9 protein-coding genes are annotated in these 12,117 nt (G+C 57.4%); 5 read left to right on the top strand and 4 right to left on the bottom strand.

The window, feature by feature from the left end:
- Positions 1–12: 12 nt before the first annotated feature.
- A complete protein-coding gene (locus tag K7J14_RS05365) occupies positions 13–1,113 on the bottom strand; it encodes an efflux RND transporter periplasmic adaptor subunit (protein WP_230754042.1) in 1,101 nt (366 codons plus the stop codon).
- Positions 1,114–1,276: 163 nt separating this feature from the next.
- Here K7J14_RS05365 and K7J14_RS05370 point away from each other — a divergent pair, with 163 nt between their 5' ends.
- From K7J14_RS05370 to K7J14_RS05385, 4 genes are all read left to right on the top strand, one after another.
- A complete protein-coding gene (locus K7J14_RS05370; RefSeq protein ID WP_230754043.1) occupies positions 1,277–3,577 on the top strand; it encodes a heavy metal translocating P-type ATPase in 2,301 nt (766 codons plus the stop codon).
- The gene (locus K7J14_RS16350) at positions 3,574–3,774 is read left to right on the top strand and encodes a heavy-metal-associated domain-containing protein (RefSeq protein ID WP_230754045.1); all 201 of its coding nucleotides are present in this window, start codon (positions 3,574–3,576) and stop codon (positions 3,772–3,774) included. Before K7J14_RS05370 ends, K7J14_RS16350 begins: the two co-directional genes overlap by 4 nt.
- The gene (locus K7J14_RS05380; protein ID WP_230754048.1) at positions 3,771–4,043 is read left to right on the top strand and encodes a metal-sensing transcriptional repressor; all 273 of its coding nucleotides are present in this window, start codon (positions 3,771–3,773) and stop codon (positions 4,041–4,043) included. Before K7J14_RS16350 ends, K7J14_RS05380 begins: the two co-directional genes overlap by 4 nt.
- A gap of 195 nt (positions 4,044–4,238) precedes the next feature.
- On the top strand, positions 4,239–5,378 hold the full coding sequence (locus K7J14_RS05385) for a diguanylate cyclase (protein WP_230754071.1): 1,140 nt from the start codon (positions 4,239–4,241) through the stop codon (positions 5,376–5,378).
- Positions 5,379–5,416: 38 nt separating this feature from the next.
- Here K7J14_RS05385 and K7J14_RS05390 read toward each other — a convergent pair whose 3' ends face one another.
- From K7J14_RS05390 to glgX, 3 genes are all read right to left on the bottom strand, one after another.
- Positions 5,417–5,944 carry a hypothetical protein gene (locus tag K7J14_RS05390; protein ID WP_230754073.1) on the bottom strand — a complete coding sequence of 176 codons (528 nt, stop codon included), beginning with the start codon at positions 5,942–5,944 and terminating at the stop codon, positions 5,417–5,419.
- A gap of 134 nt (positions 5,945–6,078) precedes the next feature.
- A complete protein-coding gene (locus K7J14_RS05395) occupies positions 6,079–8,529 on the bottom strand; it encodes a glycogen/starch/alpha-glucan phosphorylase (RefSeq protein ID WP_230754075.1) in 2,451 nt (816 codons plus the stop codon).
- A gap of 43 nt (positions 8,530–8,572) precedes the next feature.
- Positions 8,573–10,723: a glycogen debranching protein GlgX gene (gene glgX, locus K7J14_RS05400; protein WP_230754077.1), complete on the bottom strand. Its 2,151-nt coding sequence runs from the start codon at positions 10,721–10,723 to the stop codon at positions 8,573–8,575.
- 60 nt (positions 10,724–10,783) lie between these two features.
- Between glgX and K7J14_RS05405 the strand changes: the two genes are divergently transcribed.
- Positions 10,784–12,112, top strand: coding sequence for a cyclic nucleotide-binding domain-containing protein (locus K7J14_RS05405; RefSeq protein ID WP_230754079.1), 1,329 nt, complete (start codon positions 10,784–10,786; stop codon positions 12,110–12,112).
- Positions 12,113–12,117 lie beyond the last annotated feature (5 nt).

Here is a 12,117-nt window from a genome sequence, read left to right on the forward strand (position 1 = left end):
TATGTTCCCCCCTTATTCCCGCGTTCCGCTATCGCCGCGGTTCGTCGAAGAAACAGAAACGCCGTCCCGAAGCCGCGTCAAAGCGCTGATGATGAGGGTCTCTCCCGGCTCGAGGCCGGAAAGCACTTCGGCGCGCACGCCGGAGGTTCTGCCGAGAACCACTTCCCGCACGCGGGCCTTTCCGCCCTCGTCCACGAACACCGCATGCCGGTCGTTCCTGCGAAGCACGGAGGAAAGCGGAACCACAACGGTTTGCTTTCCCTCGGCGATGGCTATTTCGACCGCGGCCGACATGCCGGACTTCACCCGGCTGCCCCACTTGTTATCGAAGCTGACGACCACCGGAAAGCTGCCGGTGCTGGGGTCGGCGCCCTCGCCTACCGCCGTCACGCGGGCGGAAATCTCTTCCTCGCCCAGGGCGGAAGGCACATAGACTGCGGCTTCCGCGCCGACCTGCACCAGGCCTATTTCGCGCTCGCCGAGCGACACCTGCACCCTGAACGCCGAATTGTCCACGATGCGGGCCACCCGCGCGAAGGCGGATATGATGTTTCCAACAGTCGCGGCGTCTTCCCGGGAGGAAACTACTCCGGAAATAGGAGCCCGCAGAGTGGTGTCGTTCCAGGCCTTGAGCGCCGTTTCATACTGAGCTCGGGCCGCGCTCATGGAACTGCGCGCCCGGGTGAGCTGGGCCGTCGAGGCTCCGCCGCTTTCGGCGAGGCGCTCGGTGCCCCTCAGCTCGATTTCCGCGGTCTCGAGCTGATCCTTCGCCCGCTGAAGATTAAGAGAGGCGATGCTGTCGTCCACTTTTAAAAGGGCTTGCCCCTTTTGCACGGAATCGCCGAGGGTGAAATCCAGGGACCTGATGATGCCCTGAGTCTCCGAAACCACGACGGCTTCGTTTATGCCGGACACCACCCCGGAGGCGGAGACTGAATCGACGAGCACGTCCTCAGTCGCCGTGAGCGCTTCCACCGAAACCGTTTCAGAGGCGGGAGGAGCGGCCCATGCCGTCGCCCCGGACACCGCGTCGGGCTTTGAAATAACGAAATAAACAACCGCGGCAAGCAGGATCGCCCCTGCGCCGATCGCGTACAAAGTAGTTTTCTTCATCTTTTTTCCATCCTCGTTCTAGTCAATATACTTCGCAATAATTCAGACTGCCAGCGAAAAATCGGGCCGGCGCTTGACTGTTCGCGCAAGTGAGGTTAGATTAACAATAGACACCCCCCGGGGGTGTGGTGAGACGGATAGTACGCATACAGGAGTCAATTTGATGAAGACCCTTCAGTTCGATATAACCGGAATGTCGTGTTCCGCATGTTCAGCCCATGTCGAAAAGGATGTCGGCGCTCTCGCCGGCGTGCAAAAGGCGGAAGTACAACTCCTGACCAACGGACTCACGGTGACCTTCGACGAAAAAACCCTCGCGCCAGAACAGATCATCGCTGCGGTAAAAGAAGGAGGATACGGAGCTTCGCTCAAGACCGACGGGGCGCAGGACCAACGGACAGCGTCCGCACCGGGAAGCGGGCAGGAGCCCGGCAGGAAACGATCCGCCGGCGAAACCTCGATGACGGGCCGTCTGGCCGTTTCATTCGTTTTTTCAATACCCCTCGTCTACATCGCGATGGGGCATATGCTCGCCTGGCCGCTGCCTGCCTTCCTCCACGGAAAAAACAACGCCTTTATTTTCGCCTTCACCCAGTTTCTCCTGGTGCTGCCGGTTCTTGCCGCGAACCGGGTCTACTTTGCGAAGGGCTTTTCCGCTCTCTGGAGGCGGGCGCCGAATATGGATTCGCTCATCGCGATAGGCTCCGCGGCGGCGACGTTCTGGGGGGTGTGGATCATTTACGCGATGGCCGTGGCGCTCAGCCGGGGACAGCCTGAACAGGCGGACGAGCTTGCGATGCACCTGTATTTCGAATCGGCCGCGATGATCCTTTCGCTGATCACCCTGGGCAAATTTCTGGAAGAGCGGGCGAAAAAAAGAACGACGGACGCTATCAGCCGTCTCGTCAATCTCCGGCCCGATACCGCGACCGTTCGGAGAAACGGCAGAGATGAATCAATTCCGGTTTCCGGGATTGCGATAGGAGATCTCGTCGTGATACGGCCCGGCCAGTACATCCCGGTTGACGGCATCATCGTGGAGGGGGGAACCACCGTGGACGCCTCGGCCCTCACCGGCGAAAGCCTGCCTGCCCAGAAAGCCGTCGGCGACCGGGTGTGGAGCGCGTCGGTGAACCTCACCGGATACTGCGTTTTCAAGGCTGAGCGGGTCGGAGACGACACGACGCTCGCCCGGATTATCCGCCTGGTCGAGGAGGCCGCGTCCTCCAAAGCGCCCATCTCGAAGCTCGCGGACAGAATCAGCCTCTGGTTCGTGCCCGCCGTCATCGGGATTGCGGTTGTTTCGTTCATCGTGTGGCTCATTCTCGGCTATCCGGTTTCGTTCGCCCTTCCCGTAGCGATCGCCGTTCTCGTCATATCCTGCCCCTGCGCCCTCGGTCTCGCGACGCCCACCGCCATCATGGTCGGCACGGGAGTCGGCGCGCGGAACGGCATACTGGTAAAAAGCGCAGAAGCCCTGGAAATCGCGCACCGGGTAGACACCGTCGTGCTCGATAAAACGGGTACCATTACGGCGGGAAAGCCCCGCGTCACGGATATTATTTCCGTCTCCGACCTCGATCACAACGAACTGTTGTCCCTGGCGGCGGCGATAGAGAACCCCTCGGAGCATCCCCTTGCCTGGGCCATCCTCAAGGAAGCCGAGCAATCGGGCATCAAACCGGCAAAAACAGACTTTTTCCAGGCTCATCCCGGAAAGGGAGTGGAGGCGATCGTCAACGGCAAGCGGTATTTCGCCGGCGGCCCCCAGCTGCTCGCTGAAAACGGCATACCGGTCGACCCGCTTCTCCCGGAAGTCGCCCGCCTCTCATCCGACGGCAAAACGCCCTTCTGCTTCGGCGGAGAGGGCCGCCCCCTGGGAGTCGTCGCGGTGGCAGACGTGATCAAGCAGGGAAGCCGCGAAGCGGTAGCCGCTCTGGAGGCAGCGGGAATCGAGGTCATCATGCTGACCGGAGACAACCGCAGAACCGCGGAGGGAATCCGAAAGCAGGTCGGCATAAAGCGCGTGTATTCTGAGCTTCTTCCCGACGGAAAGGCGGCCGTCATCCGCGAGCTGAAACAGGAAGGACGGATAGTCGCCATGGTGGGCGACGGAATAAACGACGCACCCTCGCTCGTGGCGGCGGATGTCGGAATCGCGATCGGGGCGGGAACGGACATCGCCATCGACTCTGCCGACATCGTGCTGGTGAACAGCGACCTCCGGGACGCGGTAACGGCTCTAAAACTGGGAAAATCGGTGATCAGGAACATCAGGGAAAACCTGTTCTGGGCGCTGATTTACAATACCCTCGGAATTCCGGTCGCGGCCGGCGTGTTCTACGGATTTTTCGGCTGGACGCTCAATCCCATGATCGCGGCCGCCGCGATGAGCTTCAGCTCGGTTTCGGTCGTGCTGAACGCCCTCAGACTCAATTTTTTCAGAAAGGAGACGGCAAAATGACAGTTACGCTCAAAATACAGGGAATGTCCTGCGGACATTGCTCAGCCCGCGTGGAAAAAGCGCTGAACTCTCTTCCCGGCGTTTCGGCCCGGGTGAACCTCGCCGAAGCGTACGCTACCGTTGAGGCGCCGGAAGGCTTTCCCCTCGAACAGCTCACTCAGGCCGTTGAAAAAGCCGGATACGCGGTGATCAAATGATGGCGGACGCGGAAAAGGTATCGCGTCTTCTCAAGACAGCCCGGGGCCAGATCGACGGCATACTCAGGATGATCGAAGAAGACCGGTACTGCATGGACATCTCGAACCAGATACAGGCGACCTCGTCCATCCTGAAAAAAACGCAGCTGGAAGTTATGAAAGCCCACATGCACAGCTGCGTCCGCGAGTCCTTCGAAACCGGTTCGCCGGAAGACAGAAACAAAAAGATAGAAGAAGTGCTCCACCTCCTCGAAAAAGCCGCTCCCTGACCCTTGCTCGCGGGGAGAACACCCGCCGGCACAGCGCGCAGGCGGCGTGCCGCTCGCGGGCGGCGTTGCTCCCATTTATCCGGCGTGCCGCTCGCCGAGGCCTGGCAAGAATTAACTTAAGGAAAACGCTGTTCAGCTCGACAAATGAAAGTAAGCGGGGTTATAATGGCCCAAAAGTTATCCGGAAGGTCAAGCATGAAACAAGTGAAAAGCGGCGCGCCGGCTTCGGTTCCATCGGCGCGCGGAAACGAACCCGGCGGGAAGGATTTCCCCCGAATTCCCGAAGGCTCTTCATGCGCTCGGTTTCTCGAACAATTCATACACCTCGATTTTTCTGAAGACGAAGCCGGGCGCCACTGGGAGGGAATCCTCGACAACGCGCAGAGCCTGGAAACGAGCCTTGGAAGGCCGGTCGGCATTCATACAGCGATAGTCGATTACTTCACCGATAAAACCCAGCTTCTCAACTCGCCCCTCATCGTGGAAATCAACGTGTTTCGCCAGACCGAACGCCTCGCCATGGTCGATCCGCTGACCGGTCTGTTAAACCGCCGGTATATGGACGTGATACTCCGCAAGGAGCTGACCCGGTGCGAACGCTACGGAAAAGAGTTTTCCATAGCCCTCCTCGATATCGATAATTTCAAGACCATCAACGACACCAAAGGCCACCAGTTCGGCGACGAGGTGCTCCGCAACCTGGCGGATCTCATTCGGGATTCGGTTCGGGAAGAAGATATGGTCTGCCGATACGGCGGAGAGGAGTTTCTGATAATCCTTCCGGAAACCGATTCCGAAGGAGCGGTCATTCTGGCGAACCGAATCCGGAACGCCCTGAAGGCGGACGTCTTTTTCCAGCTCCACGCAATCACGTTCTCGGCAGGCACGGCCTCATGGCCGCTGTCCGCGCAAACGCTTGAGAATCTCATACTCGCGGCGGATACGTCGCTCTATCAGGCAAAATTTTCCGGCAAGGACAGAATCGTCAGCGCGGGGGCGGAGCGGCGGAAATTCGGCCGGTATCAGGTTTCCTGGGACGTTAAACTCTATCCGGAAAACGGTCCCGACCCGCTTGAGGGAATCGTGGCGCACAATGTTTCGCTGGGGGGAATCCAGTTCGAGTGCCCGGTGCGGCTTCCGGTCGATGCGGAGATACAGCTCGTGCTTACCAATCCCGACGAAGACAATCGCGAAGTTCCCGCAACCGGAGTGATCACCTGGGTAAAGAAGAAAAGAGGAAGCTACCGATACGGCATCCGCTTCACCAGCATACCGTCGGCCCTGCATGAAAGCTTTCATTTTCAGCTCGCGGACGCCGCTCAGAAAGTAATGTAGCCGAGGGAGCGCCGGGGCGGCGGCAGCCAAGAGCGATTCTATTCTTCGCCTTCCTCCATCAGAAGCGCGATCAATTCGTCCTTTCTGGCCTTAATCAACGACAAATCGGAATCATGGAGCGTTTCGCGCATGGCTTTTACGCCGGCGCTCGCCTGTTCGATATACGCCTGCATTTCCGGCATGTCCTTGTATTCATCCATCTGGGTAGCCATCATTTCTTCCATATAAATGACGGAAGCCCCGTAGGAAATCACAATGAACTTTTCAAACCCGTTGTCTCCGAAGCCGTTCTTCTTGAAAACGCCCTGAATTTCGGCCGGTATCGAAAGGCCGCGGACATAGGCTATCATCGCTCCCGGATCGGCGGCGGTTTCATCTTCCATATCGAAAAAATCGTCGTACTTGTCTCCGAGGGCGTCCATATCAGTCTGGATCGAATCGTAATTCGAAATGAAGGCGGATACGTCTTTCGCGGAAAGAACCTTTTTCGGCGCTTCCTGCGCCCAGACCAGGGATGCCGATGCCGCGAACAGCAGGGCTGCGATGATCAAACTTCGTTTTTTCATGAGATTGCTCCTTAATTCTTTCGAGTGCCTGCAAGGCCCTGGATGAATGCCGTTATCGAAACGGCCGCTGCCGGAGGCAACAAAAAGCCCCGGCCTATGACGCCGGGGCTTGAGGTTTCGACAGGCGCGAGACCTTATTGTATCACAATCTTCTTGAGTTTCCAGATATCCCGCACGTAATCCTCGATTGTGCGGTCGGAACTGAATTTTCCGCCGCGCGCCACGTTGAGAAGGGCCTTTTTCGCCCAGCCGAGGCGGTCGGCATAGGCGGCGGAAATTTTCTCCTGCGCTTCGACATAGGACTGGAAGTCCGCGAGAACGTAGTACACGTCGGGGCGCTGGCCTTCGACTCCGTACACCAGCGAATCGTAGAGCTCCCGGAAGAGCGCGTCGCCGGCGGAGCCGTAGGTTCCGTCTATGAGCTGGGTCAGCACGGCCTGCAGAGCCGGATGAGAGGAAAGAATTTCCTGGGGGTTGTAGGAGTGTTCCGCCTCGATCTTCTGAATCTGCTCGGTGGTAAGGCCGAAGATAAAGGCGTTTTCGGCTCCGGCTTCCTCGACGATTTCGATGTTCGCTCCGTCCAGGGTTCCGACGGTAAGGGCTCCGTTGAGCATGAACTTCATGTTTCCGGTGCCGGACGCTTCCTTTCCCGCGGTGGAAATCTGCTCCGACACGTCGGATGCGGGGAAGAGCTTTTCAGCGAGTGAGACGCGGTAGTTTTCAACGAAGACGACGCGGAGGCGGCCTTTAACCCGGTGATCGTTGTTGATCCGGTCGCCGACGGTGTTTATCAGCTTGATGATGCTCTTCGCCCTGCGGTAGCCGGACGCGGCCTTCGCGCCGAAAATGAAGGTGCGGGGAACAAAGTCGACCGAGGGATTCTCGAGAATCCGGTTATAGAGGTGCATCACGTGGAGGATATTCAACAGCTGCCGCTTGTACTCGTGAAGGCGTTTGATCTGGACGTCGAAGATCGAGTCCGGATCGATGAAGATGTTCTGGGTTTCCTTCAAATATTTTGCGAGGCGGATCTTGTTGCGGTACTTGATCTGCATGAACTCTTCGAGCGCGGCCTTGTCGTCCGCGAACTTCTCGAGCTTCTTCAGCTTAGAAAGGTCTTTCTCCCATCCATGGCCGATTTTGGCGGTAATGAAGGAAGCGAGCTCCGGGTTCGCGGAAAGAAGCCAGCGCCGCTGAGTGACGCCGTTCGTCTTGTTGTTGAACTTCTGAGGATAGAGACCATACCAATCGGAGAGCTCGGTGCTCTTGAGAAGCTCGGTATGGAGGGCGGCTACTCCGTTTACGGAGAAGCAGCCGACGATGGCGAGCCAGGCCATGCGGATCATGCCTTCGCCGATGATGGACATATCGTTCTGTCTCTTCCAGTCTCCGGGGAATTTTTCCCTGAGTTCGATCAGGAAGCGGCGGTTGATTTCCTCCACGATCTGATACACGCGGGGAACGAGGCCCTGGAAAATCTCGATGGGCCATTTTTCGAGCGCTTCGGCGAGGATGGTGTGGTTCGTATAGGCGAAGGTCCTGGAAACGACGTCCCAGGCAGCCTCCCAGCCCATGCCTTCCTCGTCGATGAGCAAGCGCATCAGTTCCGGAATGGCGACGACCGGATGGGTGTCGTTGAGCTGGATGACGTTGAACTGCGGGAATTTGGCGAAGTCGCTTCCGTGGTCCCGCTTGAATTTGGCCAGAAGGTCCTGAAGGCTCGCGGACGAGAAGAAGTACTGCTGCTTGAGGCGCAGGGCTTTTCCGGAAGGACCGGAATCGTTCGGATACAGTACGCGGGAGATGTTTTCTGCGTTATTCTGGCGCTCGACCGCGCGGTGGTAATGCATGTCGTTGAAGAGCTGCAGGTCGAAGCCGTTGTCGGAGCTCGCCTCCCACAGGCGCAGGCGGTTGACGGTGCGCGTATCATAGCCGACTATCGGAATGTCGTAGGGGGTCGCGGTGATTTCTTCGGCCCCGATCAGCTTGAAATGCACATGGCCGTTCGAGGCCTTCTCCATGACCGGAGTGCCGCCGAAGCGCACCTTGACCGCAAGGTCGGAACGCTTTACTTCCCACGGATCGCGGTGCTTCAGCCAGTTGTCGGGATACTCGACCTGGAAGCCGTTTTCGATATGCTGCTCGAACATTCCGTACTGGTATCTGATTCCGTAGCCGTGGCCGGGATATTCGAGAGTCGCGAGAGAGTCCAGGAAGCAGGCAGCGAGGCGTCCGAGGCCGCCGTTTCCGAGTCCGGCGTCGGGTTCTTCCTCTTCGATTGAGGTATATTCAAAATCCAGTTCGTCCAGAACTTCCTTCACCGCGTTCATGATGCCGAAGTTGATCAGATTGTTGCTCAGCGCCCGGCCCATGAGAAATTCCGCGGAAAGATAATACATCTGGCGGGTATCGGCGTCTTCGTAGGTTGAGCGGGTGGCGATCCAGTTCGTCTGGATATGGTCCATCACCGCAGAGGAAACGGCGTCGTAGATATCGTGTTTGTTGGCTTCTTCAAGTTTCTTTCCATAATGACGTTTAAGACGGGATCGAATCGATTCCTTAAACAGCTCTTTATCGAATTCCATATGAATAGTGTCTCCTTTAGGTAAACCGGTTTATAAGAAAATATTACACGTTTCTTGAGATGAGCACAACAGCGCTTCGTGAAAGAATGACATATTTTTGCTGATTTTGCAGCATTTCCTCCATTCCGGTCTCCAAAATATCCAAAGGAGAGTCGTAGGAGGTGTCGATCACCCTGAACCACTTTTTCCCTTCGAGGGGAGGAGCGATCGTAGCGGTTATGTCGCGCTGAGAGGCGTTGTACATGATGTAAAAGTCGTTATCGTCGCAGTCGGTGAGTATCGTAGCGCGGCTGCCGATGAGCTGGTAGGCGATGAAGTGGTCGAGAGCCGACCAGTCGGGGCTGCGGCCGTCCGGCCCGAACCAGACGATGTCCGGCATGACGTGGGCCGCCGTTTCCGAGCCGGTGAAAAACTCGGGGCGCAGAAAGGCCGGATGGCGGCAGCGGAAGGCGATTATCTCCCGGGTGAACCGCTGAACATCGGCGTGCTTATCCGCGAACGCATAGTTCATCCAGGAGATTTCGCCGTCCTGGCAGTATGCGTTGTTGTTTCCCTGCTGGGTTCGTCGTATCTCGTCGCCCATCAGGAGCATGGGAGTTCCCAAAGAGAGCATCATGGAACAGAGCATATTCTTGATCTGCCGGTTCCTGATCGCTTCGATCTTGGGGTTGACCGCCGGTCCTTCGAAGCCGTAGTTATAGCTGATGTTATGGTCCCCGCCGTCGCGGTTCGACTCGCCGTTTTCGTCGTTATGCTTGCCGTTGTAGGAGACCAGATCGTTCAGGGTAAAGCCGTCGTGGCTCGTGATGAAATTGATCGAATGGAAGGGTTTGCGGCCGTCGCGGAGATACAGGTCCGAGGAACCCGTGATCCGGGTGGCGAAGTGCTTGACCTGGCCGGAATCTCCCCGCCAAAAAGCCCTCACGTCGTCCCTGAAGCGGTCGTTCCATTCCGCCCAGCGCCCGCCGGGAAACCAGCCGACCTGATAGGCTCCGCCGGCGTCCCAGGCTTCCGCGATGATCTTCGTATGGCGCAGCACGGGATCCTCTGCGATGCGTTCGAGCATCGGAGGGTTTTCCATCATCCTTCCCCGCTGATCCCGTCCGAGAATAGAGCCGAGATCGAAGCGGAAGCCGTCCACGTGCATTTCCGTCACCCAGTAGCGCAGTGAATCCAGAAGGAGGGTTCGCACGACCGGGTGGTTGCAGTTGAAGGTGTTCCCGCAGCCGGAATAATTGCGGTAGAAGCGCTTGTTGTCTTCCAGCATGTAATAAATCGAATTATCGAAGCCTCTGAAGCTGATGGTCGGGCCCCGCTCGTTTCCTTCCGCGGTGTGGTTGAACACGATATCGAGGATCACCTCGATTTTCGCCTTGTGAAGCTCCCGGACCATCTCCTTGAACTCGCGGACGGGCCCCGAACCGTTTTGGTCGGCTGCGTAGGTCGCCTTCGGAGCGAAGAACCCCACCGTGCTGTAGCCCCAGTAATTGCGCAGCCGTTCGCCCGTTCTCGGATTGAGCCGATCGTTCTCGTGCTCGTCGAATTCGTGGATGGGAAGAAGCTCGAGGCTCGTAATGCCGAGGCGCTTCAGGTACGGAATCATTTCGATGATGCCGCGGTAGGTGCCCGGATGCTCCGCGCCGGATGATCGATGCACGCTCAAACCCTTGACGTGAGCCTCGTAGAGAACGCTCAGGCGAAGCGGATAGTTGAGAGGGCGGTCTCCCTGCCAGTCGAAGGCATCGTCGTCCACCACGATGCATTTAGGAAAGTGTTCGGCGGTGTAGGTGGTGGAGAACGCGAGGTCGGGATCGAGGGACGCGGTTCTCTTGCGGTGAATCTCCTGGCCGAGGAAGATGGACTCAGCCGTCATGGCCTTCGCGTACGGATCGAGCAGATATTTATTGACGTTGAACCGCAGGCCTTCGCTGGGGCGGAAGGGTCCGTCGACGCGGTAGAGATACAGGGCTTCGGGGCCGAGCCCCTCGACGAAGACGTGCCAGATGTCGCCGGTCCTGTTCAACCGGGGATCAAAGCGGTAGGACTCGAAGGGCGACGCGTCTTTCGGATTTTCGAAGAACTCGAGAAATACGCCGGCTCCGTTTCTGGTGAAAACGCTGAAGTTGACCCCGCCGTTTTGAACGGAGGCTCCGAGGGGAAGTGGTTTACCCGGCAAAAATCTCAGTTGTTGCATAGCCGAAAATCAGTATAGTGCGGTGAATAATATTATGCTAGAATAAAATACGGAGATTATATGAAAAGTGTGCCCATAGTCTGCAAAACAGCTTCATCGATCCAGGCCTTCCGTACAGCCTGCGAAAAGTTCGGAGGAGAGTTCATCCCGGTCCGCCTGGATAAGAGGGATCAGATAATTTCCTATTTCAATTATGAACTCCCGGAAATTAAAATCATAGACTTCGGAGATCCGGACCTCGACGCCGAAAGCCTGATGGAAGTTATTCATTCCGATCCGTGGCTGCTGTTCGGCGGAATCATCGCGATCGCCCACGACCAGAAGCAGAAAACGGCGATCGAAAAAAAGAAGGATCCGAACATTCTGCTCGTGCTGACCCGTCCAAATTTCGAAGATAACGCCGAGCGCATCCTGCGAATTCTGACCCAGAACCAGCAGTTCCTCTTCAACCGCGGAATGCAGCAGCAGATGAATACGAACGAGACAGGCTCCTTCACCTGCGACAATGATCCGACGGATATTCTGTTCTACTGCAACCTTATCACCGGTTATCTGTACAGCACTAACCGGATAAACGACGAGGGCAGGTCCGCCGTGCAGGGCGCCCTCATGGAGCTCCTGCTGAACGCGGTCGAGCACGGAAACTGCAAAATATCCTACGATGAAAAAACCGCCTGGCTCACCGAGGGAAAAAACATGCTCGACCTTATCAAGGCGAAAAGCATGCACCCGGACGCCATCACAAAAAAAGTATACATCTCCTACGAAATATCGAACATGCGGACGCGCATCTCCGTGCGCGACGACGGAGAAGGCTTCGACTGGAGAAAGCGGCTCTCGGGAGAGATGACCGCCGGACTTCACGGCATGGGCATAAAGCTCGCCGAATCGTTCGTCTCCGGAATTTCGTACAACGCTATCGGCAACGAAGCGTCTTTCGAGATAGCGAACCAGCGGAACGAAATCAACCTGATGCCCGCGATCTGGCAGGAGCAGCAGGTGCTCACCTTCGGCGACAAGCAGATCGTGTGCCGGGAAAACGAACCCTCGAACGACCTCTACTTCATCCGCTCCGGCAAGTACGCCGTCTATTATCAGCGCAAGCTCGTTTCAGTGCTGACCCCCAACGATATGTTCATCGGGGAGATGGCCTTTCTGCTGAACGACCGGCGCTCCGCGACTATTATCTCCATCGGAACGGGAACCCTGGTGAAAATACCCAAAATGGAATTCATCTCCCTGATACGCGCGCATCCGCACTACGGCATCTTCCTTTCCCGCCTTCTCGCGCAGCGCCTCGCGCGTCAGTCCAACCAGACCGTCATGATCCGCGAAGAATTCAACAAGGTGAAAACGGAGCTGGACAAGATGCGGGCGCCGGGAATGTAGGCGCG

The organism is Teretinema zuelzerae, assembly GCF_021021555.1.
Taxonomy (GTDB): domain Bacteria; phylum Spirochaetota; class Spirochaetia; order Treponematales; family Treponemataceae; genus Teretinema; species Teretinema zuelzerae.

Excerpts from the sequence above, each read along its gene's own strand:
- K7J14_RS05365 (WP_230754042.1), bottom strand. The coding sequence starts at position 1,113 with ATGAAGAAAACTACTTTGTACGCGATCGGCGCAGGGGCGATCCTGCTT.
- K7J14_RS05370 (WP_230754043.1), top strand. The coding sequence starts at position 1,277 with ATGAAGACCCTTCAGTTCGATATAACCGGAATGTCGTGTTCCGCATGT.
- K7J14_RS16350 (WP_230754045.1), top strand. The coding sequence starts at position 3,574 with ATGACAGTTACGCTCAAAATACAGGGAATGTCCTGCGGACATTGCTCA.
- K7J14_RS05380 (WP_230754048.1), top strand. The coding sequence starts at position 3,771 with ATGATGGCGGACGCGGAAAAGGTATCGCGTCTTCTCAAGACAGCCCGG.
- K7J14_RS05385 (WP_230754071.1), top strand. The coding sequence starts at position 4,239 with ATGAAACAAGTGAAAAGCGGCGCGCCGGCTTCGGTTCCATCGGCGCGC.
- K7J14_RS05390 (WP_230754073.1), bottom strand. The coding sequence starts at position 5,944 with ATGAAAAAACGAAGTTTGATCATCGCAGCCCTGCTGTTCGCGGCATCG.
- K7J14_RS05395 (WP_230754075.1), bottom strand. The coding sequence starts at position 8,529 with ATGGAATTCGATAAAGAGCTGTTTAAGGAATCGATTCGATCCCGTCTT.
- glgX (WP_230754077.1), bottom strand. The coding sequence starts at position 10,723 with ATGCAACAACTGAGATTTTTGCCGGGTAAACCACTTCCCCTCGGAGCC.
- K7J14_RS05405 (WP_230754079.1), top strand. The coding sequence starts at position 10,784 with ATGAAAAGTGTGCCCATAGTCTGCAAAACAGCTTCATCGATCCAGGCC.